Origin of the sequence: Mesorhizobium sp. SARCC-RB16n (assembly GCF_008520305.1) — a bacterium.
Lineage (GTDB): Bacteria > Pseudomonadota > Alphaproteobacteria > Rhizobiales > Rhizobiaceae > Mesorhizobium.
This window is the reverse complement of the sequence record NZ_ML703256.1, coordinates 58,815-82,610: the sequence shown is the minus strand read 5'-3', so window position 1 is coordinate 82,610 and position 23,796 is coordinate 58,815. Positions and strand designations below refer to the sequence as shown.

Below are 23,796 nucleotides of genomic sequence, written 5' to 3'. Positions count from 1 at the left end.
AGGCGTGTGGCCCTTCGCTATCCCCTTGTTGGACCATGATCTTTCTTGCAAGGCATTCGCCCTTTGCGCCGCGATGCCATAGTTTCGGCAAATCATGCGGGGAAACGGATCACCGCAAGGATCAGCACGCCGTGGCAGGAACCCGCCCATGATCGACGAAAAGCCGGACAGCGAAAGCGTCTCGGCGCTGGCGCCGTTCCGGCACGGCATCTTCCGCGCCGTGTGGGGGGCAAGCCTCGTCTCCAATTTCGGTGGCTTGATCCAGGGCGTCGGCGCCGCCTGGATGATGACCACCATCGCCACCTCGCCCTATCAGGTCGCCCTGGTCCAGGCTTCGACCACCTTGCCGATCATGCTGTTCGCGCTTGTCGCCGGCGCCATCGCCGACAGCTTCGACCGCCGCAAGGTGATGCTGGTCGCCCAGACCTTCATGCTGGTCGTTTCGGTGCTTCTGACCGCGTTCACCTATCTGGACCTGATCACGCCGTGGACGCTGCTGGCCTTCACCTTCCTGATCGACAGCGGCACGGCGCTCAACAGCCCGTCATGGCAGGCTTCCGTCGGCGACATCGTTCCGCGCAACAAGGTGCCCGCCGCCGTGGCGCTGAATTCCATGGGCTTCAACCTGACCCGCAGCGTCGGCCCGGCGATCGGCGGCATCATCGTCGCGGCCGCCGGCGCGGCCGCCGCCTTCGCGGCGAACGCGGTGAGCTATGTCGGCCTCATCGTAGTGCTGGCGCGCTGGAGGCCGGATGTACCGGCCTCGACCCTGCCGCGCGAGTCATTGGGGGCCGCCATGGGTGCGGGCCTGCGTTACGTCGCCATGTCGCCCAACATCGGCAAGGTGCTGGTCAGGGGCGCGGCCTTTGGCTTCAGTGCCGGCGCGGTGCTGGCGCTGCTGCCGCTGGTGGCGCGCGACGTCGTCAAGGGCGACGCGCTGACCTACGGCATCATGCTGGGCGCCTTCGGCATCGGCGCGGTCGGCGGCGCGCTGATCAGCGTGCGGCTGCGGCAGCTGCTCTCCAGCGAGACAATGGTGCGCTGCGCCTTCGCCGGTTTCGCTGCCTGCGCCTTCAACGCCGCCATCAGCCAACATGCCTGGCAGACCTCGCTCGGCCTGCTGGTCGGCGGTGCCTGCTGGGTGATCGCGCTATCCCATTTCAACGTCACCGTGCAGATGGCGACGCCGCGCTGGGTGGTCGGCCGGGTTCTGTCGGTCTACCAGACCGCCACCTTCGGCGGCATCGCGCTGGGCAGCTGGATCTGGGGTGTCGTCGCCGACGCGCATGGCGCCGAGACGGCGCTGATCGCCGCGGCCATCGCCATGCTGGCCGGCGGCGCAATCGGCCTCGTGCTGCCGCTACCGCAGCAGCCGGTGCTCAATCTCGATCCGCTGAACCGCTTCAAGGAACCGCACCTCGCCCTCGACCTCAAGCCGCGCAGCGGTCCGATCGCCATCATGATCGAATATGTGATCCGGCGCGAGGACGAGGCGGAATTCCTCGCCACCATGGCCGAGCGCGGCCGCATCCGCCGCCGTGACGGCGCCCGCAACTGGACGCTGGCGCGCGATCTCGAAAATCCGTCGATCTGGATCGAGCATTACCACACGCCGACCTGGCTCGAATATGTCAGGCATAACGGCCGCATCACCCATGCCGACGCCATGGTCGGCGAACGCTTGCGGGCGCTGCACTCGGGCGACGAGCCGCCGCGCGTGCGACGCGTGATCGAGCGCCCGACAACCGCCGGCACGGCGTTGGTGCCGGCGAAGGGACCGATCGAGCACTGACGAGTTCGGAAACCGCGGGCGCGCCTACCCCTCGCCCGACAGGTCCCGGCGCGCTTTTTCGAGTTCCTCGGCATAGCGCCGCATCAAATGGCCCTCGGTCAGAAGCCCGAGCACGATGTGGTCGGCGAAGTCCTCGACCACGGCCAGTTCCTCGGCGCCGGCGCGCTGGAAGGTCTCGGCGGCGGTCTGCACGTTCATGCTGGGCACCAGCACGGCATCCTTGTACTGGGCAAGATCGCGCACCGGCACGCCATCCCCGGAGGGATCGCTGTGCAGTTCGGCCACGATCAGCATGCCGACATATTCATCCCCCGGGTCGACGGCGATCACGCGCTGGGCCGACCCCAGCGGGAATTCCTCGCGGAAGGCGGCCAGCGTCGTCGACGCATCGATGGTCTTGATATCCTCGCGCATCATCGAGCCGACGGTCAGGCTGCGCATCCAGCCGACATCGTGGGCGCTGCGGATCGTCTCGCCGCGCAGGTGGAAACGCCAGGTCGAGAACGAATAGCCGAAGGTCTCGCGCACCAGGATCGCCGCCATGATCGAAGCGGCCAGCACCACGCCGGTGAGGGTCAGGTCGCGGGTCGATTCCAGCGCCAGGAAGGTCATGGTCAGCGGACCGCCGACGACGCCGACGGCGAGCGAGGTCATGCCGACGACGGCGGCGACGGAGGGGTCGATGCCGGTCGCCGGCGAAACGAGCGCCATCACACCCGCGAATGCCTTGCCAAGCAGCGCGCCGAGGAACAGCGAAGCGAAGAACAAGCCGCCGCGAAAACCCGAGCCCAGCGAAATGGCGGACGCCGCCAGCTTCAGCACGAAGACGCTCGCCACCACCGCCAGCCCGTAATTCATGGCGAACTCGCGGTGCAGCGCGCCATGGCCGCTGGACAGGACCTGCGGCGTGATCAGTCCCAGCAAGCCGACGATGACGCCGCCAATGACGGGCCGCAGCGAGGCATCGATCGAAAGCCGGTTAAAACCACGCTCGATCAACGTCACCAGTTGCATGATGGCGATCGAGGCCGCACCCCCGAGCAGGCCGAGCACAAGGAACGGCACATACTGGCTGGGCGTCAGCGCAGGAAGGCCGGCAAGCTCCAGCGGGAACGGGACACCGCCGAATACTTCCGCCGTCAGCGAGGCCGAGATCGCGGCGGTCATCACGGGCGCGACATTGGCGACCGAGTAGATGCCTATGACCAGTTCGAAACCGTAGAAGGCGCCGGTCAGCGGCGCATCGAAGGCGGCCGATATGGCGCCGGCCGCGCCGCAGCCGACCAGGATGCGGACGTCGTTGCGGCGCAGCTTGAATATCCGCGCCAGCCGCGAAGCCACGCCGGAGCCGACCTGCGTATAGCCCGCCTCCAGACCGACCGAGGCGCCAAAGCCGCTGGAGATCATCGTCTGACAGACGATGATGAAAGTATCCGTCAGCGACATGCGCCCGCCATAGAGCGCGTTGGCCTCGATCGGATCGACAGGGGTTCGGAATTTCCGTTTTCTCAGCCAGATCACGCTCAGCCCGAGCAGGATGCCGCCGATTGCCGGAATCACCGCGTGCATCGGATTGGCGAGCGAGAACATGCCGGAAAGCCGGCCGCCGGGCTGAACGCCGAACAGCAACCCATGCAGATCCTGCACGATCTGGCTCATCGAAGTGACCAGTACGCCCGCCATGACGCCGACAGCCCCGGCCAGGATGACCACGGCAATGCCGCGGGCCTCGAGCAGCGGCACCGATCTGATCAGCACTGCGCGCAGCCGGCGTGCGTAGACTTGCGGTTCGTTTCTGGAAAGCACCGGAGCGGCTCGCCGATATCGGAAAGGCAATGGGAAGCCCGCCTGATACGCCCGGCGACACGGCATGGCAACCACAATGCCGACATGAAAGGCGGCATTGTGGCCATGAAACAGCTCATTGCACCTCAGCCGGCCTCGGCTGGGCAAGAGCAGACGGCGGACATCGCCAGACCCTGAGCACCCGTCCCTGGCTTGTGGACATCCAAGAAGCGCTCAGGTCGGCATCGGCTCATCAGCTTCATAGAGCAGGAGATTGCGCTTGCCGATGCCAAGTGCCGGCCAGCTTGAACGCCACTCGGCGATGTGCGGCGAGCGGAAATGCGCATCGAGTGCTAGCCTGTCGCGCCATGCCTCGGTGACCCGGATCAAGCCGGGATCAAGCACATCCTGCGCATAGGAATATTCAAGGCAGCCATCCTCGGCACGGCTGGCTCGAACCATGCGCTCCATCACCGGCCTTGCCTCGTCGAGCCTGTCGGGCGGCAGGCGGATCGTGCCGATTATCAGGAGCATGAATTGTCCTTCGCGAGAGAGTCCATCCGGCCACTCTCCCACCCTCGCGCAAGCTTGACCAGCTACCCTCGCCGGGCTGTCGCATGCTCGGCAGCCCTGTGGTTCGAGGACGAGAATGGCGATCAGCGAAAGCATCCAGCCCGGCGCGGTGGCCAAGAACGGCCGCGACATCTTCTTCGCGCTCGGCATCGTCATCATCCTGGCCGTGCTGTTCCTGCCGATCCCGGCCTTTCTCATCGACATCGGGCTAGCCTTCTCGATCGCGCTTTCGGTGCTGATCCTGATGGTGGCGCTATGGATCCAGCGGCCACTCGATTTCTCCTCGTTCCCGACCGTGCTGCTCATCGCCACCATGCTGCGCCTGTCGCTCAACATCGCCACCACGCGCATGATCCTGTCGCATGGCAATGAGGGCACGCACGCCGCTGGCTACGTCATCGCCGGCTTCTCCAAGCTGGTCATGGCCAGCGACTTCGTCATCGGCCTCATCGTGTTCATGATCCTGATCGTGGTGAACTTCATCGTCATCACCAAGGGCGCCACCCGTATCGCCGAGGTCGGCGCGCGCTTCACCCTCGACGCCATCCCCGGCAAGCAGATGTCGATCGACGCCGATCTCTCCGCCGGCATGATCGACGACAAGACCGCGCAGCTGCGCCGCCGCGAACTGGAAGAGGAATCCTCCTTTTTCGGCTCGATGGACGGCGCCTCGAAATTCGTGCGCGGCGACGCCATCGCCGGCCTCATCATCACCGCCATCAACATCGTCGGCGGCATAGCCATCGGCTACATCAGGCACGGCATGGGCATGGGCGAGGCCGCCGACGTGTTCATCAAGCTGTCTGTCGGCGACGGTCTCGTCACCCAGATCCCGGCGCTGATCGTCTCGCTGGCCGCCGGCCTGCTGGTGTCCAAGGGCGGCACGCGCGGCTCGACCAACCAGGCCGTGTTCGGCCAGCTGGGCGCTCATCCGCGCGCTCTTTATGTGGCGGCGGCGCTGTTGGTGCTGCTCGGCCTGATGCCCGGCCTGCCACTGTTCCCGTTCTTCGCGCTCGCCGCCGGCATGGCCGGCCTCGGCTATGTCATTCCGATGCGTCACAACCGGGCAGTCGCCGAGGCCGAGGCGCTGAAGAGCCAGGAAAAAGCGACCAAGGCCGAGGAAGAAAAGAATTCGGTCAAGGCCTCGCTCGCCACCGCCGAAATCGAACTCCTGATCGGCAAGCAGCTTTCGACCCGGCTCCTGGTCTCGCATCAGGAACTGGTCTTCCGCATGTCCAAGATGCGCAAGAAATTCGCCCAGCAATACGGCTTCGTCGTGCCGGAAGTGCGCGTCGCCGACGACTTCGCCATCCCGCCGAAAAGTTATCAGATCAAGGTGCACGGCACCGTGGTCGCCGAATATTCGATGCGCGTCGGCGAGATCATGGTGCTGCTGGGCAATCGCGACATACCCGAAATCCCCGGCGAGGAAATCCGCGAGCCCGCCTTCGGCATGCGCGCCTATTCCGTCATGGAGACCTTCGCCGAGGATCTGAAGCGCGAGAACTTCACGTTCGCCGACAACATGTCGGTGCTGCTCACGCATCTCTCGGAAGTCATCCGCAACAACCTGCCGCAGCTCCTCTCCTACAAGGACATGAAGGCGCTGCTGGAGCGCCAGGACCAGGAATACCGCAAGCTCGCCGACGAGATCTGCACCACCCACATTTCCTATCCCGGCCTGCAGGCGGTGCTGAAGCTTTTGCTTGCCGAACGCGTCTCGATCCGCAATCTGCATCTCATCATCGAGGCCATCGCCGAGATCGCGCCGCATGTGCGCCGCACCGAGCAGATCGTCGAACATGTGCGCATCCGCATGGCCCAGCAGATCTGCGGCGACCTCTCGGAAGGTGGCGTGCTCAAGGTATTGCGCCTCGGAAACCGCTGGGACCTTGCCTTCCACCAGAGCCTCAAACGCGACGCCAAGGGCGAGGTGCGCGAGTTCGACATCGATCCGCGCCAGCTCGAGGAGTTCGGCCAGGACGCCACCAAGGCGATCAAGAAACATCTGGAAGCCGGCGAACGCTTCGTGCTGGTCACGGCGCCCGACGCGCGTCCCTATGTGCGCATGATCATCGAGCGCCTTTTCACCACGCTGCCGGTGCTCTCCCATGTCGAAATCGCCAAGGGCGTCGAGATCAGGGTGCTCGGGACTATATCGTGAGCGTTCTCTCGCAGGCCGTCGTCATCGCGGCGTTCCTCGCCTTCTGCCGCATCGGCGCCTGCTTCATGCTGATGCCGGGCCTGTCAAGCGCCAGGATCCCGGTGCAGGTCAGGCTGTTCGTGGCGGTCGCCGCCACCGGCGGCCTGCTCGCCTTCCTGTGGGACAAGATCTTTCCCTTCGTCGATCCGCGCCCGCAGGTCCTGGTGCCGATGATCATCTCGGAATTGCTGGTCGGCGGGCTGATCGGCGCCATGACCAGGCTCTACATGGAAGCGCTTCGCTTCATGGGCTCGGCCATCGCCATGCTGATCGGCTATGGCGGCTCCGGCGGACCGGCGATCGAGGAGCCGGAACCGCAGGCGGCCCTTGCCGCCATCATCTCGTTCTCGGCGCTGCTGATGCTGTTCGTCTTCGACTTCGACCACGAGATCGTCCGCGCCCTGGTGACGTCCTACACGGTCGCGCCGGTCAACGTCTTCTTCAACCCGCAGGCAGCGCTGGTCGACATCACCGACACCGTGTCGGACACGTTCTTCCTGGTCATCCGCCTCGGCAGCCCGTTCGTCGCCTATGCCATTCTCGTCAACCTGACGATCGGCTTCGTCAACAAGCTGACCCCGCAGATCCCGATCTATTTCATCTCCCAGCCCTTCGTCATCGCCGGCGGCATGCTGATCTTCTATTTCGCCATCGGCACCATGCTGTCGCTGTTCGTCGACGGCTTCGTCGACCTCACGCTGGCGAGGTGACATGAGTACGCGCAAGGATCGTCTGAGGAAACTGGTCAAGGTGCAGGAGCAGCTGAAAGCCCTGCACGAAACCCGCCACGCCACCTTCGTCGCCGCGGCAAACGCCGCCGAGACCGAAGCCCGCGAATTGATCGGCCATTTCGACCAGGACAATTCCCTCTCCAGCCTGTTCCCCGATCTCTATCATCGACGCATCGCCCAGGCCGTCGTGCGCCAGGAGGAGAGCCTGGAAAGCGCACGGCAGGAAGCAAGCCTCATCGCCGCCGCTACCGCCCGCACCAACATGGTCGAGCGCGCTTACAAGGACGTGGCCAACCGCGACGAACGCGAACGCTCCGACCGCGAGCGGCTGGACCTGATCGCGCAGAAGCGAAACGACGAATAGCTGCGGGTATTGGGCCTATTCGGTTTCGAAATGCCGGCGGATGAAGGAGCCCACCATGTCGAGAGCTTCGTTCGCGGCTTGGAGTTGCGACAGGTTGGAGGGAAAGACGTGTGTCATGCCCTCCCAGATATGGAGTGCGGCTTCGCCACGGGCAACGGTCGCCGCCTCGATCACGCGACGCGAATCGTCAAGCAGGATCTCATCCTCGCCGACATGCACAAGAAGCGGCGGCAGGCCGGCGAGATCCTGATAGAGCGGAGAGGCACGCGGATCGGTCGCCACGCTACCCCTGAGATAGAGGTCGGCCGCCTTTTTCAGTTCCGCGCGCTTCACCAGAGGGTCGGCATCGGAGCGCGTGATCATCGAACCGCCTGTCAGCGCCAGATCGGTCCACGGTGACATCAGAGCTGCGCAACGCGGTGCGACGCCTTTCCCTTGCCTGGCTTGGATCGTCTCCAAAGCCAGCAGCGAAAGCGCAAGGCCGCCGCCGGCCGAGTCACCGGCGAGCGCGATCGTTTCGAACCCCATGTCGCAAAGCCCGGAAAATGTACTTCGTGCGTCGTCGACAGCGCCGGGAAATGCATGTTCCGGCGCGAGGCGATAGTCGGGGAGGAAGGCCGCTATGCCCGTTCGCTTGACGATCTGGCTGACGAAGTTGCGGTGGCCGAAGGCGGAGCCCAGCACATAGGCTCCGCCGTGAAAATAAAGGATCGCAGTGTGCGCTTTGCCGCTCCCCGGCCGGCACCACCAGCCCGCCACGCCACCGACGGTCGCCGCCTCGAAGCTGACACCGTCGGCTGCCGGGGTCTGCTCCATCATCGCGTCGAAGACCGGCCGCGACGCAGGCGTGAACTCCAGCGTCGGCTGCGTCGCCAGCATTTCGCGCAATGCCGACATCACTGCCCGGTCATCAGGATATTCCGGGTGCGTTTCGATGCTCATGCCCTGCCTCGTCAAATCAAGGCTTGAGCAATTCGGTGTGGAATTGCGGAGCGAGCGCAGCAGCCTTGGCAAGGAATGCGCCAAACTCGTCCTTGCTGAGCGCCGGCGCCGCGGCGGTGCGGCTTTCAACCGGCATGCCCACCCTGGCAAAGAACTCCTCCTGGCCAGCCGGTGCGCACAGGCACAGCATGCGCACAACCGATCCCGAAACATTCTTGAAGGAATGCGGGGCATTGGCGGGAATGTTCACCGTCATGCCGGCCTTCGCCACCCGCCTTTCGCCACGAAAGGTGAACTCGATCTCGCCTTCGATCAGATGGAACATTTCTTCGAAATCATGCCGGTGCGGGCCAGGCCCGCCACCATCGGGAACCATCATGTCGATCAGGCAGAAGCGTCCCCCGGTCTGTGCGCCGGAAAGCAGCACCGTGTATGTGTCCCCTACAATTGCCAAATGCGACAGGGATGGATCGTCGGGATCGACGACCGATAGCTCGCGATCAAGGTTGTCTGCCGGGATTGTGGACTGAGGCATGGGCGCTCTCCAATCGGGGTGGCGGGGATCATGTCCTCGCGACACTAGCAAGCCCGCGATCTCTGGCTAATGACGAAGCGGTGAAAATCCGTTCGATCGGCTGGACTCACTGTCCCGCTGATGGAACAGTCCGGCCGTGATCGATCTCAACGACCTTCGCGTGTTTGAGCGGGTGGCGGCGGCCGGCAGCTTTTCCGTGGCCGGCCGGGCGCTCGGCCTGCCGAAGTCGACGGTCAGCCGCAACATCGCCAGGCTGGAGCAGGGACTGGGTGCACGTCTGTTCCAGCGCACCACCCGTGCCGTGATCCTGACCGCGGCAGGCGAAGCGCTGCAGAGCCGCTGCACCGAACTGATGTCGCGCATCGATGAAATGGTGGCCTTTGTCGAGAGCCTCAATGGCGAACCGCGCGGATTGTTGCGCATCAGCGCCGGCATTGGCTTCGGCATCAACGTCCTGTCACGCCACCTGCCGGAATTCCTGACCCGCTTTCCGCGGATCGACGTGTCACTCGACCTGACGAGCCGCGACATCGATCTCGTCGCCGACCGTGTCGATGTGGCCGTCCGCATGGGTCCGCTGCCGGATTCGGCGCTGGTGGCGACACGTCTGGGCAGTGTGCCCCGCTGCCTCACCGCTTCGCCCGATTATCTGCACCGGCGCGGCACCCCGCTGACGCCAGCCGATCTGTCCGAGCATGAATGCATCGAAATGCCTCGCGGCGATGGCCGAACGCGTAGCTGGCACTTCCACAGAGGCGACCAGCGGGCAACGGTCGAAGCGCACAACCGCGTCAGCGTCAACGATGCGCTCACCGTTCATCAGCTTGTGCGAAACGGCGCCGGCATGGGCGTGCTGTCCACCTATCTCTGTATTGATGATTTCGCGCGGGGACATCTGGTGCGCCTGCTTCCGGACTGGGCGATCGCGCCCGTCGAGGTCAACCTCCTTTTCCCGAGCAAACGCGAACTCTCCGCCAGCGTGCGCGCCTTCGTGAATTTCATGCGCGAGGTCACCGTGCCCGATGAACATTGGCAAGCGGACTTCCCGACCGAAGCCTGACGGTATCGTCCGGCGGTAAACCGGGAATCACGGTTTCGTGCCGGCAAGCCTGCCACAAGCTTGTTGAGGCATGGTCCTGGCTAAGGAAACCCGGAAAAAGGCGGACCTTCTTGGCGATTTCTCCACCCAGCGACATCGTGATGGATGTCGCCCGAGCTGCCGATCCGATGGATATCGAGGCTGCCCGCGCCGCGCTGACCAAGCGCGCCGGCAGCGTCGCCGGCACGTTTTCGGTCGACACCGCGGCTTCAGTCGATGCTGGCTCCATCCTGTCACGCGCGACGGCTGACAAGGCCGCCGCCACGGCTGACCCAGCCAAGAAGTTCAAGAAGTTCGAGGCGATGGTCTTGCAGACCTTCATCCAGAACATGTTGCCCAAGGATACCGAGGGCGTCTACGGCACGGGTCTCGCCGGCGACATGTGGAAATCGCAGCTCGCCGAGCGCGTCGCCAACGTCATGGCCGATCGCGGCGGCATCGGCATCGCCAAGTCGCTGCTCGCCGACCACTACATGGACGGGAAGCGCAAGGTACCGATCGGCCCGGTTTCGAATGGGCCGGAAAAGACCGAGATCGACCAGCAGACCCGTCTGTCGACCTCGCTCGTCCAGGAATTGCAGCGCAAGGCCGCCAGGTCGATGACCGGCGACGAGACAACCATAAAAACAGACATCAAGATCTAGACTGGGAAACACCATGGCCGACTCTTCCGAATTCACCGCCAAGCTGCCCGTGCGCACGACTGCGTCGGACGCACCGATCCCGTTCGCGCGGCCTGGAAACCTTGCCGCCATCATCGGCCGCATCGAGGAGGTGGTCGAGGAAGAAACCGCCGGCATCCGCAGCGATACAAGTTATGACCTCAAGGCGTCGAACGCCCGCAAGAGCCGCTATCTCTACGAGCTGACCCGCGCCATGAAGGGCGGCAGCGAAGCCGAATTCCTCGAGCAGCACCGCGAGGGCCTGACCCGGCTGCGCCAGAAGCTGGCGAAGAACGAGGCCGCGATCCTGGCGCATCTGAGCGCCGTCAACGAGGTCGCGAGCCTGTTGCGCAGCGCCATCCAACGCGCCGAAACCGACGGTACCTACTCGGCCGGCGAGTTCGGCAGGCAGAGAGGTTAGAGCGCGGCGATGCCGGGCTCGGGTTCAAAATGATCAAGGTCATCGCCATAGCGGTCTGGATCTGCGCCGCCACGCTCGGCGCGGTGTTCTATTCGTTCCAGGCCGCCGGCGAACACGGCGTCGGCGAAAAACCCAAGCCGATGCTGGGTGGGCTGGATTATGTCAAGACCGACGTCATTTCGGTGCCGCTGATCCACGACTCGAAGATCGACGGCTACTTCCTGGCCAAGCTCGTCTATACCGTCGAGCCGGAGCAGATAAAGAAACTGTCGATCCCGGCCGAGGCGCTGATCACGGACGAGGTCTACAGTTATCTCTACGCCCATCCCCAGATCGATTTCACCAAGAAGGCGACGATCGACCTCGACGCCTTTCGCGCCGCGATCCGCGACACCGTCAATACCCGCGTCGGCGCAACCCTGGTGCATGAGGTCCTGATCGACCAGGTCAATTTCCTCAGCAAGGATGAGATCCGCGACAACTGGCTGCGCCGACGCCAGGAGGCCGGCACCTCGGCGCCCCAAACTCCCAAGCCGGTCAACGCGCATTGAACGATCGGCCACCGCCCGGTGCCGGGGGTGTCGATGGCAGTCGGCGTTCGAGCCAGTTCCTGCAATTCGCGTTGACGTAAACGTCAATCCAAAGCTATATGCGGCAGCGATCGTGATCGCCAGTGATGCCACATGGACTTCGGCTGGACCGGAGGGCTATTGCGTGACAGATGCAACCAGACAGGAGAACAGCGTGAGCGTTCAGGAGATTGCCGAGAAGATCAAGTCGCGCGTGGCCAGCAGCGGGTTCGATCGTTCCGTGAAATTCGACACCGGCAGCGACGGCGTCATCGTCATCGACGGCGCAACGGTCTCGACCACGGACGCTCCCGCCGACTGCACCATCAAGCTGTCGCTCGACGATCTGGATTCGCTGATCGCGGGCGACCTGAACCCGACCATGGCGTTCATGACCGGAAAGATAAAGGTCGAAGGCGACATGACCGTCGCCATGGCGCTGAGCCAGTTGATCGGCTGACGAAGCGGCCGCCGGAAGCGGCTTTGAGATAACAAAACGCCGCCTTTCAGGCGGCGTTTTGTTTGAAAGGCAGTCGCGCTTAAGGCCTCACGCCGCCAGGGTCGGTGCCTGTGCCTTGAGCTTGCGGCCGGACGCTTTCAGCGTGCCTCCGGCGCCGTCGAGCGCGCCAGCCGTCAGTTCCAGCGCCAGCAGGCGGTGCCGCTCGTAAGGTCCCGGCATGGCGAGCGCACCGGTCCTGGCGGCCGAAAAGCCGAAGCGGCCATAGTAAGGCTCGTCGCCAACCAGCAGGATCGCCGCGTGGCCAAGGCGCGCGGCTTCCGCCATCGCATGGCGCATCAGCGCCGAACCGATGCCGGCACTCTTGAGCGACGGGTCGACGGCGAGCGGGCCAAGCAGCAACGCTGCCGGACCGCCCTCGCCCAGCGTGACATCCCATAGCCGCACCGTGCCGGCCAAGCCGCCCGAGGCATCGCGGGCGACGAAAGCCAGGCCCTCGGAGGGCCGGCGGCCGCGCCGCAGCTTCTCCGACGATTTTGTCTTGCGCTTCGGCCCCATGGCACGGTCGAGCAAGGCTTCGCGCGCCGCCACGTCGGCAGCGGTTTCGGCGACCATGACGAAGGCCGGCGCATGAGCTACGATTTCAACTGACATTTCCATTTCCGCGATCCCTTCACGAGCGGAGATATGTTCCACAGGCGAGCCCAAGCGGGCGACGGACGCCCACCTGGGATGATCTGAACAGCTCTAACGAGCCGTCAGATCACGTAGGATCGGAGAGGCTCGAAGCCGTTGAAGGCGACCGCCGAGTAGGTGGTCGTGTAGGCGCCGGTGCCTTCGATCAGGACCTCGTCGCCAATGGTCAGCGACAAAGGCAGCGGATACGGCGTCTTCTCGTACATCACGTCGGCCGAATCGCAGGTCGGACCGGCGAGCACGCAAGGCGCGGTCTCGGTGCCGTCATGCGCGGTGACGATCGGGTAGCGGATCGCCTCGTCCATCGTCTCGGCCAGACCGCCGAACTTGCCGATGTCGAGGAACACCCAGCGCACATTGTCGTTGTCGGCCTTCTTGGAGATCAGCACGACTTCCGACTTGATGACGCCGGCATTGCCCACCATGCCGCGGCCCGGCTCGATGATGGTCTCCGGGATGGCGTTGCCGAAATGCTTGCGCAGCGCCGAGAAGATCGCCTGGCCATAGGCCTGCGCCGCCGGCACGTCACGCAGATAGCGGGTCGGGAAGCCGCCACCCATATTGACCATCTTGAGCACGATGCCTTCGTCGGCGAGCGTGGCGAACACCTTCTTGGCGTCGGCCAGCGCACGGTCCCATGCGGTCAGGTCCGTCTGCTGCGAGCCGACATGGAACGACACGCCATAGGCGTCGAGGCCGAGGCTCTTGGCATGGCGCAGCACGTCGACGGCCATGTCAGGCACGCATCCGAACTTGCGCGACAGCGGCCATTCGGCGCCTTCGCCATCGGTCAGCACGCGGCAGAACACACGCGCGCCGGGAGCGACGCGGGCGATCTTGTCGACTTCCTCGACGCAGTCGACCGCGAACAGCCGGATGCCGAGCTGGTAGGCGCGTGCGATGTCACGCTCCTTCTTGATGGTGTTGCCGAAGGAGATGCGGTCCGCCGGCGCACCGGCGTCCATCGCCATCTCGACTTCGGCAACGGAAGCGGTGTCGAAGGACGAGCCCATCGCAGCAAGCAGGCGCAGGATTTCCGGCGCCGGGTTTGCTTTCACCGCATAGTAGATCTTGGAATCGGGCAGAGCCTTCTCGAAGGCGCGGAAATTGTCGCGCACGACGTCGAGGTCGACGACGAGGCAGGGGCCGGACGGACGTCGGGTGGCGAGGAAGTCGAGGATGCGCTGGGTAGCCATCGGGATTCTCCATCGCGCCTTTCGGCGCGCACAAGGGTGCGGGCGCGGGCTGTCGGCCTCGCGAACACGCGGTCAAACAAAGGCGGGACGGAAAATCCATGGAACCAGCCGGTGGAGACCCCGGAACCATGAAATGCCGTCTCGCGGCGATGAACCTTGGCCTTGCCCGGCTTCGGTTCGCTTTGTCTGCCTTGGCTTGGATTGGGAGAACCCCGTTCCGCACTGCCGGCAATGAAGGTGTGCCTCTTCAGTAACCCCGGTCTTTGGACAACCGGCAGAGAACCAGAAAGGCCCGCACCGTCGTTGCTTCAAGGTGTCCTCGGTCTGGCGGTTGGCCGCTAAACCGACTGGAGGGGTTGGCTCCAGTTACCTTACCGATTTCCCTCACCATTCGAGGACCGGCGGACACCCACAGGCACGTGCGACTTTGGGCAAGCGCGATATATGGCTGGTGGCCGTCACAATCAATAAAAATCGTATCTCAGGTTGTAAAATTTCTGGCATCGAACAATGTTGGCGCAACCGTATCCGGATATCGAACGATGACAGGCACGCACGGTCCCTTCAACGCCTTTCTCGACCTTCGCCAGATGCCGGTGGCGCATGCCGAACTTGGGGCCCTGGCCGGCCTGCGGCTGGCCGTCAAGGACATTTACGACATTGCCGGCTATCGTACCGGTTGCGGCAATTTGCAGAAATTCGCCGAAGGCCACGCCGCCTCGCGCACGGCACCCGCCGTGCAGATGATTCTCGACGCCGGCGCGCGTTTCGTCGGCAAGACCCAGACCGACGAACTCGCCTTCGCTCTGTTCGGCCAGAACGCGCATTTTCCATTTCCGGTGAACCCCGCGGCTTCCGACCGTGTCACCGGCGGTTCGTCGTCGGGGTCGGCTGCGGCGGTGGCGGGCAGGCTGGCCGACATTGCCACAGGGTCCGACACCGGTGGCTCGATCCGCGCGCCGGCGAGTTTCTGCGGGCTGATTGGGTTGCGCACCACGCATGGCCGCATTTCCCTCGACGGCACCATGCCGTTGGCGCCGAGTTTCGACACGTTCGGCTGGTTCGCCGACGACATCGAAACCTACGAGACCGTCGGGAAGCTGCTGCTTGGCCGCGACCCGCACCAGCATCCGCTCGACCGCCCGCTGACGCTCGGCTGGCTGGACGACATGGTCGCCCGGCCGGCGCTCGCCGAATATGCGGGAATGAAGGCGCTGGCGAGCAAGGTGTTCGGCACGCCTGCGACGCCGATGTCGCGCTTCAGTTCTCCCCCGGATGAACTCTACTGGTGCTTTCGCCGGCTGCAGGCCAAGGAAGCCTGGACGGTGCATGGCGAATGGATCACCAGCGGCGAGCGCGACCTTGGCCCAGGTGTCGAGGAGCGTTTCGGCTTTGGCCGTGCAGTCGACGATCGGACGGCACAGGCCGAAAAAGTGCGCCGGCTGACTTTTCGCGGCGAATTGAGCGCCCTGCTCGGCAAGGACGGCTTCCTCATCCTGCCGACGGTGCCGGGCCCGGCACCTTACGTCGACAGCACGCCGGAGCAGTTCCAGGCCTATCGCGAGCGCGCCTTGCATCTCCTGTGCCTCGCCGGACTCTCCGGCTTTCCGCAAATCACCTTGCCGATCGGCTCGGTCGCCGGCGCTCCTTTCGGCCTGTCGCTGCTTGGCCCTTCCGGCAGCGACATTGCCCTGATACGGCTCGGCCGAAAACTTCTCGATGCCACACGAAAGGCTTGATTCATGGACACATTGACGCGCATGCGCGCCTTCATCGACGTCGTCGAGGCCGAGGGCTTTTCGGCGGCGGCGCGCAAGATCGGCCGCTCCAAGGCGCTGCTGTCGAAATATGTGCGCGAGCTGGAGGACGAACTCGGCGCGCTGTTGCTGAACCGCACCACGCGCCAGTTCTCGATGACCGAGGCCGGCCACACCTACTACCGCCGCGCCTCGGAGATCGTGCGCGAAGTCGATAGCCTGGCCGATGCCGTGCGCGAATCCTCCGGCGACGTGCGCGGCCGGATCAAGCTGTCGGCGCCGCGCACCTTCGCCGACGCGCCGATCGGCCAGTCGCTGATCGATTTCGCCAAGCAATATCCCGACATCGTGCTCGACATCCAGCTCGACGACCGCTTCGTCGACCTGGTCGAGGAAGGCTTCGACCTTGCGGTGCGCATCTCGCGGCTAGAGAACTCTTCGCTGATCGCCAGGCGGCTGGCGCCGTTTTCGATCAAACTCTGCGGTTCTCCCGAACTGATCGCCAAGCATGGCACGCCGACACGGCCGCAGGATCTCGGCCACATGCCCTGCATCGTCGATACCAATGGCCGCGGACTGAACAACTGGCCATTCAAGGGCGACAATGGCGATCCGGTGAGCATTGCCGTGTCGGGCCCGATCGAGGTCAACAGCCCGATGGCGGCGCGCGCCGCAGCCTTGTCGGGGCTGGGATTCTGCATCCTGCCGGATTTCATCGCCGCGCCCGACCTCAAGAGCGGCCAATTGGTGGCGGTGCTCGACGACCGCATCCTGTCGGGCGGCGGCATCTTCGCCGTCTACCCGCATCGCCGCTATCTGCCGGCGAAGGTGCGCGTTTTCGTCGACTTCCTAGTGCAATGGTTCAGGACGCGCGAGAGCGCCTGACCCGCCTCAGCCCAGATGCCGCACGCTTTTGAGCTCTCATTGCCTGCGTGCCGCTGTACCAAAACCGCTTCGCACTTTTGGGTGACATGCGGCGGCGGTCCCATTTTCGCCCCCTTTCTGGTAACCTTCGACAAACTCTCTCCGAAAGCCAAGGGAATCGCGACCGCGAATGCATTTGAAACGGCACGCAATCATGCTGGCTTCGGCCTTGGCGGCGATCTTTGCCGCGACGGGACCCGCCGAGGTGCATCCGCACGTCTTCGCCGAGGCACGCCTCGACGTAATCCTGTCCCCGGATCACCAAAGCGTGAAAGCGCTGCGCCATCTCTGGCGCTTCGACGACCTGTTTTCGAGTACGGTGATGATGGAATTCGACAAGAACTCCGACCTGAAGCTTGATGACAAGGAGCTGAAAGAGGTCGCCGATACCGTCCATGCCTCGCTGGCCGAGTTCAATTATTTCCAGCTCGTCACGCAGAACGGCAAGGACGTGACGATGGTGCCGCCACCGCATCTGATGGCCAATTTCGACAACGACCAGTTGATCATCCTGTTCGAGTCCGAGCCCAAGGTGCCGATCAAGCTGGGCGGCAAGATCGACATCGGCGTCTATGATCCGACCTTTTACACGGCGATCGATTTCACCGAGGATTCCAACATCACGGTCGAAGGCCTGCCGTCGAACTGCACCAGCAAGGTCATCCGTCCGGACCCGGACGAGGCGATCAAGGAAAACCAGAAGACCCTGACGGATGCTTTCTTCAACGATCCGACAGGCACCAACATGAGCAAGATCTTTGCCACCAAGCTCGAACTGACCTGCCAGCCAGAAGGATAGATCCGGTGAACCTGATCGGGAACTGTTCGAAACCCTCCCTGCGATTGGCATTCGGCCTGTTGGCCCTTACCTTTGCCATGATGCATTTCGCCAATGCCGCGCACGCCCAGAGTTCGCTCGGCATCGGCGTCAATGACGGCATGGCGCCGACCACCGGTCCGTTCGCCCATATCCTGATGTGGATCAATCTCAGGCAACAGGAATTCTATCGCGCGCTGGCGACAGCCATGAAGGCAATGCGCCAGGACGGCAGCAAGATCTGGATACTCATCGGCCTGTCCTTCGCCTATGGCATTTTCCACGCCGCCGGCCCCGGTCACGGCAAGGCGGTGATCTCCTCCTACATGGTGGCAAACGAAGTGGCGCTGAAGCGCGGCATCCTGTTGTCCTTCGTCTCGGCGCTGCTGCAGGGCCTGACCGCGATCCTGGTGATGCTGCTTGCCTATTTCGTCCTGCGCGGCACCACCATCTCGATGACCGATGCTGCCTGGTTCATGGAGATCATGAGCTTTGCCCTGGTTACCCTCTTCGGCGCCTGGCTTTTGTGGCGCAAGCTGGGTCCAGCCGTCCTGCGCCTGTTCGGCAAGGGGCCGGCCTACAGCCTGTCGGCGGCTCACGCCGGGCATTCCCATGCGGGCCATGCTGGTCATTCCCATGCTGGTCATTCCCATGCCGGCCATTCGCATGGCGCCCATGCCCATGCTGCGCACGCTCATTCCCACGCACTGCACGCGCATGACGATGGCCATGGGCATGGCCCTTCGCATCACGACCACGGCGCGCATGACCACCATCATGACCATGGCGCACAGGATCATGCGCATCAAGGCCACGCCAGCGGCGAGGTCTGCGAAACCTGCGGCCATTCGCATGCACCCGATCCGGCACTGCTGTCGGGTGACCGATTCGATTGGCGCACGGCCTGGTCGGCGGTGGCCGCCGTCGGCATTCGCCCCTGCTCCGGCGCGCTGATCGTGCTGAGCTTCGCGCTGCTCAACGGACTCTGGCTCGGCGGCCTGCTGTCGGTGCTGGCGATGTCGATTGGAACCGCCATCACCGTTTCGGCGCTGGCGACGATGGCCGTGACCGCCAAGAACTGGGCGGTGTATTTCGCCGGCGACGGCCGCATGGGCAACCGCATCCATTCGATCGTCGAGATCGGCGGCGCCGCCTTCGTGTTCCTGTTCGGGCTGTTGTTGCTCTCGGCGAGCCTGACGGGCAGCGTCTAATGCATGTCGCCCAAAAGTGACCTCGGTTTTGGGAAGACGACATGCATAAAGACAAAGACCTAAAGCGCGTCGCCTGAATCCGTTTCGACGCGACGCGCTTTAATGCATGTCGCCCGGAAGTGTCCTCGGTTCCGGGATAACGACATGCATAAAATCAGGAGCTTACAGCAGGTCGGGCGAATCCTATTCGCCGCGACATGCTGTAGGCCGGTCCATCCCGATCAAATGGGTAGGCTCCACCCTAACTGGGAATCTTGCCGCCCAATTCATCCTCGATATGCGCGCGGATGATCTCGTCAAAGCTCTTCTCGGCGACAAAGCCAAGTTCGCGTGACCGCCGCGCCTCGAACCGGGTCGGCCAGCCCTTGACGATCGCCCAGATCGTCTCGTCGGGCACCTCGCGGATCAGGCTTGCCGTCTTCGATCCGGCGATGCGTTCCAGCGCCTCGATCTGCTCGCCGACGGTGACGGCGACGCCCGGCATCGTCAGGTTGCGGCGCGGCCCGACGGCGGCACCGTCGATGCCAGCCGCATGGATCAGGAAATTCACCGCCGAACGCGGGCTGGCGTGGGTGTGCACGACCGAGCGCGGCACAGGCAGGATCGCCTCATGCCCGCTCAGCGGCTCGCGGATGATGCCGGAGAAGAAGCCGGAGGCCGCCTTGTTCGGCTTGCCTGGCCTGACACAGATGGTCGGCAGCCGGATGCCGATGCCGTCGAAAAAGCCGCGCCTGGAATAGTCGGCGAGCAGCGCTTCGCTCATCTGCTTCTGGGTGCCGTAGGACGTCAGCGGCGTCGGGTGGAATTCGTCCGGTATGACATCCGGGAACGGCGCGCCGAACACCGCGATCGACGAGGTGAAGACGACGCGCGGCGCGAAGCCTGCCAGGCGGATGGCGTCGAACAGCGCGCGTGTGCCGTCGAGATTGACGCGGTAGCCGAGATCGAAATTCGCCTCCGCCTCACCCGACACGATGCCGGCGAGGTGAAAGACGACATCGGGGCTCGACGCAACCAGGCTTTCTGCGGCGCCTGCTTCGGCAAGGTCACCCGTGTGCAGTGCGACGCTGACGCCGTCCATGGCCGGCGCTCGCGGCGGCACGATGTCGTGCAGGTCGAGCGCGGTGATCTTCTTGCCGCGCAGCGTGCCGTCCTTGGCCAGCCGGGCGATGAGCTTGCGGCCGACCATGCCCGCGGCGCCAGTGATCAGAATGCGCATGTCCGATATCCCTTACTTGTCCTGATTTTTGCGCTGGGTGCGCGCGCGCAACCAGAACACCAAGAAAAACGCCAGCACGAAGACGGTGCCGAAGATACCCGCCAGCACGGTCGAAAAACTGCCGAGTGCCAGCATCACGGTCGGCAGGTAGAAAGCGGCAATGCCGAACAGAAGCATGATCCAGACCGCCGCGATGGCCGCATTGCGCGTGTCACGGTCCATCATGCCGCACCGGAGCGGCGGTCGTTCATCGGGCTGAGTTTCAAAGCTGGAGAACTCCTGAGGCAGGCCCGATCAATGGTCATCGATCGGGCCTAGTGATAGTGGCCGTGATGCGCGGCAGCATCGTGCTCATGCTCATGATCGTGGTCGTCGCCCTCGTCGGCGCACTGGCCGAATTCCGGTTCCACGGTGGCATGGCTGATGCCGTGCTCGCTGGCAAGCCGCTTCTTGATGGCGCTGACTGCCTGATGTGCATCGACGCCCTCGTTAAGACAAGCATGCAGCGTCGCCATGCTGCTTGTCCCGTCTAGCGACCAGATATGCATATGGTGCACTTCGCGCACGCCCTGGACCGTTGCCTGGATATCCCCGGCGATCCGGTCGCGGTCGAGGCTTGGCGGTACGCCTTCGAGCAGGACGTGGGCGGCGGCGCGCATCAGCGACCAGGCGGTGGACAGGATCAGCAGCGAGACCAGCACGGACAGGATCGGGTCGATCGGCGTCCAGCCGGTCGTCAGGATGACCAATGCCGCCACGATCGCGGCGGCCGAGCCAAGCAGATCGCCAAGCACATGCAGGATGGCGCCGCGCATGTTGAGGTTGTCTCGATCGCCACCATGCAGCACCAGGAAGGAGCTGATATTGACCAGCAGGCCGAGGATCGCCACCACCAGCATCGGTCCGCCCAGCACCGGCATCGGCGCCTGCAGGCGCTCCCAGGCCTCGTAGACGATCCATAGCGCGATGACGAAGATGGCGATGCCGTTGGTGTAGGCGACCAGCGTCTTGACCCGGCCGAAGCCATAGGTGAGCTGGCCGGTCGCCGGCCGGCCCGCAAGGTGAAAGGCATACCAGGCCAGGCCGAGCGCGATGGCGTCGGCGAGCATGTGGCCGGCATCGGCCAGCAGCGCCAGCGACCCCGTAAATAGGCCGCCAAGCGCCTCCGCCACCATGAAGCCCGCCGTCAGGCAGGCCGCGATCATGACGCGTTTCTTGTCGGTCGAGCCATGCACATGACCAGCGCCGTGATCGTGCCCGCTATGATCATGGGTATGCGCCAAGTGGCAAACTCCCGTTAGGCGCCGAATTCCGCGCGAAAATCCTCGAGCCGTCGCTTCTGCTGGCCGTCGCCATCGAAATTGGCCGGATCGAGCCAGCCTTCATAAGCCCTGCGCAGAGCCGGCCATTCCTTGTCGATGATCGAATACCACGCGGTGTCGCGGTTTTCACCCTTGACGATGAGATGCTGGCGGAAAATGCCCTCGAACTTGAAGCCGAACCGTTCCGCCGCGCGCTTCGACGGCTCGTTGCGGTTGTTGCACTTCCATTCGTAGCGGCGATAGCCAAGTTCGTCGAAGATGTATTTCATGAACAGGAACTGCGCTTCCGTCGCCGCCGGCTTGCGCGAGATGAGCGGTCCCCAATAGATGTTGCCGATCTCGATGACGCCATAGGCCGGATCGATGCGCATCAGCGTCTGGCGTCCGGCGACCTTGCCGCTGGCCTTGTCGATAATGGCGAAGAACAGTGGATCCTCGCTGGCCTCGACCTTGTCCAGCCACGGCTGGAAGGCAGCGCGGGTTTCCGGCGGATAATCAGGCAGCCAGGCGAAGCGGCCGCCGACATCGGAAACCGAAGACGCTTCATAGAGGCCGTCGCCATGCTTTGCGGCACTCAGCGGCTCGAGCCTGACATAGCGGCCCTCCAGCACCTTGCGCTCCGGGCGCGGACGCGGTTGCCAGTCTTTGAGATTTTCCGACACCGAAAGCTCCAATCCGTTTGACTTTTGCGAGCGGACGCTCACAAAAACGCTGCCGAAGAGTAAGAACCACAGGGACGGGAAAAATGCTCCACACGATTTCGGCCTTCGATCGTCTCGGCGAGGAAAATGCCTTTGCCGTGCTGGCGCGAGCAACGGCACTTGCCCAACAGGGCCGCGACATCGTCAACCTCGGCATCGGCCAGCCAGACTTCAAGACGCCGCAGCACATCGTCGAGGCGGCGATCAAGGCGCTGCGCGACGGCCACCACGGCTACACGCCGGCCAACGGGCTTTTGGCGACGCGCGAGGCGGTGGTGCGGCGCACGCTGACCACCACCGGAGTCGAGGTCTCGCCGGAGGCGGTGATGATACTGCCCGGCGGCAAGCCGACCATGTTCGCCGCCATCCTGATGTTCGGCGAGCCCGGCGCCGAGATCCTCTATCCCGATCCAGGCTTTCCCATCTACCGTTCTATGATCGAGTTCACGGGCGCGGCACCCATTCCCGTGCCGATGCGCGAGCAGAACGGCTTCGCCTTCTCGGCGCAAGAGACGCTGGCGCTGATCACGCCGAAGACCAAGCTCCTGATCCTCAACTCGCCGGCCAACCCGACCGGCGGCGTCACGCCTCGGGCCGAGATCGAAAAACTGGTCAAGGGGCTGGAGAAGCACCCTGATGTCGCCATCCTCTCTGACGAGATCTACGATGTCATGACTTATGACGGCGAGACGCATTGCTCGCTGCTCGGCTTTCCCGAGATCCGCGACCGGCTGATCGTGCTCAACGGCTGGTCAAAGACCTGGGCGATGACCGGCTGGCGCATGGGTTGGTCGATCTGGCCGAACGGCGACAAGGGCGCCCACCTCTACGACAAGGTGCGCAAACTGGCGGTCAATTGCTGGTCCTGCGTCAACGCGCCGAGCCAGTTCGCCGGCATCGCTGCGATCGACGGCCCGCAGGACGACGTCGACAAGATGATGCGCGCCTTCGATAATCGCCGGAAAATCGTCGTCGAAGGGCTGAACGCCTTGCCCAACATTTCCTGCATCACGCCCAAGGGCGCCTTCTATGCCTTCCCCAATGTCTCGAAGACCGGCTGGAAGGCCAAGACACTCGCCTCGGCCCTGCTGGACGAGGCCGGCGTCGCGCTGATCGGCGGCCCCGATTTCGGCATTCTCGGCGAAGGTTATATCAGGCTCTCCTACGCCAATTCCGAGGAGAACATCCTGCGCGCGCTGGAGCGGATCGGGGCGTTTCTGGCCAAGTGAAGCCCAGCGCCCGCCGCGCGAGCGCAGATAGGGTGCGGCTGCCTTCCATGACGGTGTCATGAGCCGTCCGGAGGCGCTTGGGCAAGGCTGGGCGGGCATGCCGAAAACGGCTACGAATTCCCTGTATCAGGACCAAATGAGGGTATCCCGGATGTTCTATGCAATCCTCGCCTATCACGTGGAAGACGCGATCAAGGCGATGACGCCGCAGGAAGATACGGCGCTGATGGCCGAGTTGCTGAAGATAAACACCCGGCTCCACGAGGAAGGCACGCTTGGACCGTCCGCGCGTCTGGGGGCAACACAGGATGCCTGCACTCTGCGCGGCCCAGGCGACGGCATGATTGTCGACGGCCCCTTCGCCGAGACCAAGGAACAGTTGCTCGGCCTCTATGTCGTCGACTGCGCCGCGAGAGAGGACGCCATCGCGATCGCTCGCGACCTTCGCCGCGTCAATCCTACCGCCGTTTACGAGATCAGGCCGATTTTGCTCTTCAAGCCCGGCGTGCCGCTAGCCGGCAAATGAACCGGCGGCGAAAGCCCTACCGGAACCCGTCGCTTACAGCATGTCGCGGCGAATAGGATTCGCCC

At 64.0% G+C, this 23,796-nt stretch carries 25 protein-coding genes; 15 read left to right on the top strand and 10 right to left on the bottom strand.

Going from position 1 to position 23,796, the window contains the following annotated elements; all coding sequences use genetic code 11:
* Window positions 1-148 precede the first annotated feature (148 nt).
* Window positions 149-1,792: an MFS transporter gene (locus C7I87_RS03825; RefSeq protein ID WP_149902950.1), complete on the top strand. Its 1,644-nt coding sequence runs from the start codon at window positions 149-151 to the stop codon at window positions 1,790-1,792.
* Window positions 1,793-1,816: 24 nt separating this feature from the next.
* Here the strand turns inward: C7I87_RS03825 and C7I87_RS03820 are convergent, their stop codons facing one another.
* Both C7I87_RS03820 and C7I87_RS03815 read right to left on the bottom strand, forming a co-directional pair.
* Window positions 1,817-3,598: a chloride channel protein gene (locus tag C7I87_RS03820; RefSeq protein ID WP_149902949.1), complete on the bottom strand. Its 1,782-nt coding sequence runs from the start codon at window positions 3,596-3,598 to the stop codon at window positions 1,817-1,819.
* A gap of 213 nt (window positions 3,599-3,811) precedes the next feature.
* Complete coding sequence (locus tag C7I87_RS03815) at window positions 3,812-4,111, bottom strand: putative quinol monooxygenase (protein ID WP_149902948.1); 300 nt, start codon at window positions 4,109-4,111, stop codon at window positions 3,812-3,814.
* A 115-nt stretch (window positions 4,112-4,226) separates the two neighbouring features.
* On the opposite strand from C7I87_RS03815, the gene flhA reads away from it, so the two are divergent.
* From flhA to C7I87_RS03800, 3 genes are read left to right on the top strand one after another with little or no spacing between them, the layout of a single operon-like run.
* A complete protein-coding gene (flhA, locus tag C7I87_RS03810; RefSeq protein WP_127869888.1) occupies window positions 4,227-6,314 on the top strand; it encodes a flagellar biosynthesis protein FlhA in 2,088 nt (695 codons plus the stop codon).
* Window positions 6,311-7,063 carry a flagellar biosynthetic protein FliR gene (fliR, locus tag C7I87_RS03805; RefSeq protein WP_149902947.1) on the top strand — a complete coding sequence of 251 codons (753 nt, stop codon included), beginning with the start codon at window positions 6,311-6,313 and terminating at the stop codon, window positions 7,061-7,063. Before flhA ends, fliR begins: the two co-directional genes overlap by 4 nt.
* Before the next feature lies 1 nt (window position 7,064).
* Window positions 7,065-7,448: a hypothetical protein gene (locus tag C7I87_RS03800; RefSeq protein WP_149902946.1), complete on the top strand. Its 384-nt coding sequence runs from the start codon at window positions 7,065-7,067 to the stop codon at window positions 7,446-7,448.
* Window positions 7,449-7,463: 15 nt separating this feature from the next.
* On the opposite strand, the gene C7I87_RS03795 is transcribed toward C7I87_RS03800, so the two are convergent.
* Together C7I87_RS03795 and C7I87_RS03790 are read right to left on the bottom strand one after the other, a co-directional pair.
* Entirely contained in the window at window positions 7,464-8,390 is a 927-nt protein-coding gene (locus C7I87_RS03795) for an alpha/beta hydrolase fold domain-containing protein (RefSeq protein ID WP_149902945.1), read from the bottom strand.
* A gap of 16 nt (window positions 8,391-8,406) precedes the next feature.
* The gene (locus C7I87_RS03790) at window positions 8,407-8,925 is read right to left on the bottom strand and encodes a cupin domain-containing protein (protein ID WP_149902944.1); all 519 of its coding nucleotides are present in this window, start codon (window positions 8,923-8,925) and stop codon (window positions 8,407-8,409) included.
* 136 nt (window positions 8,926-9,061) lie between these two features.
* Here C7I87_RS03790 and C7I87_RS03785 point away from each other — a divergent pair, with 136 nt between their 5' ends.
* From C7I87_RS03785 to C7I87_RS03765, 5 genes are all read left to right on the top strand, one after another.
* Window positions 9,062-9,985 carry a LysR family transcriptional regulator gene (locus tag C7I87_RS03785; protein WP_149902943.1) on the top strand — a complete coding sequence of 308 codons (924 nt, stop codon included), beginning with the start codon at window positions 9,062-9,064 and terminating at the stop codon, window positions 9,983-9,985.
* A gap of 110 nt (window positions 9,986-10,095) precedes the next feature.
* Window positions 10,096-10,668 (top strand): rod-binding protein, encoded by a 573-nt coding sequence (locus tag C7I87_RS03780; protein WP_188393719.1) that lies wholly within the window; start codon window positions 10,096-10,098, stop codon window positions 10,666-10,668.
* A gap of 13 nt (window positions 10,669-10,681) precedes the next feature.
* Window positions 10,682-11,107 (top strand): hypothetical protein, encoded by a 426-nt coding sequence (locus tag C7I87_RS03775; protein WP_149902942.1) that lies wholly within the window; start codon window positions 10,682-10,684, stop codon window positions 11,105-11,107.
* A gap of 29 nt (window positions 11,108-11,136) precedes the next feature.
* Entirely contained in the window at window positions 11,137-11,658 is a 522-nt protein-coding gene (locus C7I87_RS03770) for a hypothetical protein (RefSeq protein WP_149902941.1), read from the top strand.
* Between the two features lie 193 nt (window positions 11,659-11,851).
* Complete coding sequence (locus C7I87_RS03765) at window positions 11,852-12,136, top strand: SCP2 sterol-binding domain-containing protein (protein WP_027144782.1); 285 nt, start codon at window positions 11,852-11,854, stop codon at window positions 12,134-12,136.
* 87 nt (window positions 12,137-12,223) lie between these two features.
* Here the strand turns inward: C7I87_RS03765 and C7I87_RS03760 are convergent, their stop codons facing one another.
* Window positions 12,224-12,793 carry a GNAT family N-acetyltransferase gene (locus C7I87_RS03760; RefSeq protein WP_149902940.1) on the bottom strand — a complete coding sequence of 190 codons (570 nt, stop codon included), beginning with the start codon at window positions 12,791-12,793 and terminating at the stop codon, window positions 12,224-12,226.
* Between the two features lie 98 nt (window positions 12,794-12,891).
* Window positions 12,892-14,025, bottom strand: coding sequence for an ornithine/lysine decarboxylase (odc2, locus tag C7I87_RS03755; RefSeq protein WP_149902939.1), 1,134 nt, complete (start codon window positions 14,023-14,025; stop codon window positions 12,892-12,894).
* Between the two features lie 542 nt (window positions 14,026-14,567).
* On the opposite strand from odc2, the gene C7I87_RS03750 reads away from it, so the two are divergent.
* The 4 genes from C7I87_RS03750 to C7I87_RS03735 all read left to right on the top strand — a co-directional run bounded on the left by C7I87_RS03750 (window position 14,568) and on the right by C7I87_RS03735 (window position 18,734).
* On the top strand, window positions 14,568-15,764 hold the full coding sequence (locus tag C7I87_RS03750; protein WP_149902938.1) for an amidase: 1,197 nt from the start codon (window positions 14,568-14,570) through the stop codon (window positions 15,762-15,764).
* 3 nt (window positions 15,765-15,767) lie between these two features.
* Window positions 15,768-16,667 carry a LysR family transcriptional regulator gene (locus C7I87_RS03745; protein WP_149902937.1) on the top strand — a complete coding sequence of 300 codons (900 nt, stop codon included), beginning with the start codon at window positions 15,768-15,770 and terminating at the stop codon, window positions 16,665-16,667.
* A 169-nt stretch (window positions 16,668-16,836) separates the two neighbouring features.
* Window positions 16,837-17,505: a DUF1007 family protein gene (locus C7I87_RS03740; RefSeq protein WP_149902936.1), complete on the top strand. Its 669-nt coding sequence runs from the start codon at window positions 16,837-16,839 to the stop codon at window positions 17,503-17,505.
* Between the two features lie 77 nt (window positions 17,506-17,582).
* Entirely contained in the window at window positions 17,583-18,734 is a 1,152-nt protein-coding gene (locus C7I87_RS03735; protein ID WP_373424638.1) for a nickel/cobalt transporter, read from the top strand.
* A gap of 241 nt (window positions 18,735-18,975) precedes the next feature.
* Here C7I87_RS03735 and denD read toward each other — a convergent pair whose 3' ends face one another.
* The 4 genes from denD to C7I87_RS03715 all read right to left on the bottom strand — a co-directional run bounded on the left by denD (window position 18,976) and on the right by C7I87_RS03715 (window position 21,937).
* A complete protein-coding gene (denD, locus tag C7I87_RS03730; RefSeq protein ID WP_149902935.1) occupies window positions 18,976-19,953 on the bottom strand; it encodes a D-erythronate dehydrogenase in 978 nt (325 codons plus the stop codon).
* A gap of 12 nt (window positions 19,954-19,965) precedes the next feature.
* Window positions 19,966-20,178 carry a hypothetical protein gene (locus tag C7I87_RS03725; RefSeq protein WP_149902934.1) on the bottom strand — a complete coding sequence of 71 codons (213 nt, stop codon included), beginning with the start codon at window positions 20,176-20,178 and terminating at the stop codon, window positions 19,966-19,968.
* An 89-nt stretch (window positions 20,179-20,267) separates the two neighbouring features.
* Window positions 20,268-21,236 (bottom strand): cation diffusion facilitator family transporter, encoded by a 969-nt coding sequence (locus C7I87_RS03720; protein ID WP_149902933.1) that lies wholly within the window; start codon window positions 21,234-21,236, stop codon window positions 20,268-20,270.
* A gap of 14 nt (window positions 21,237-21,250) precedes the next feature.
* The gene (locus C7I87_RS03715; protein WP_149902932.1) at window positions 21,251-21,937 is read right to left on the bottom strand and encodes a GNAT family N-acetyltransferase; all 687 of its coding nucleotides are present in this window, start codon (window positions 21,935-21,937) and stop codon (window positions 21,251-21,253) included.
* An 83-nt stretch (window positions 21,938-22,020) separates the two neighbouring features.
* On the opposite strand from C7I87_RS03715, the gene C7I87_RS03710 reads away from it, so the two are divergent.
* The gene (locus tag C7I87_RS03710) at window positions 22,021-23,205 is read left to right on the top strand and encodes a pyridoxal phosphate-dependent aminotransferase (RefSeq protein ID WP_149902931.1); all 1,185 of its coding nucleotides are present in this window, start codon (window positions 22,021-22,023) and stop codon (window positions 23,203-23,205) included.
* Between the two features lie 151 nt (window positions 23,206-23,356).
* The gene (locus C7I87_RS03705; protein WP_149902930.1) at window positions 23,357-23,731 is read left to right on the top strand and encodes a YciI family protein; all 375 of its coding nucleotides are present in this window, start codon (window positions 23,357-23,359) and stop codon (window positions 23,729-23,731) included.
* Window positions 23,732-23,796 lie beyond the last annotated feature (65 nt).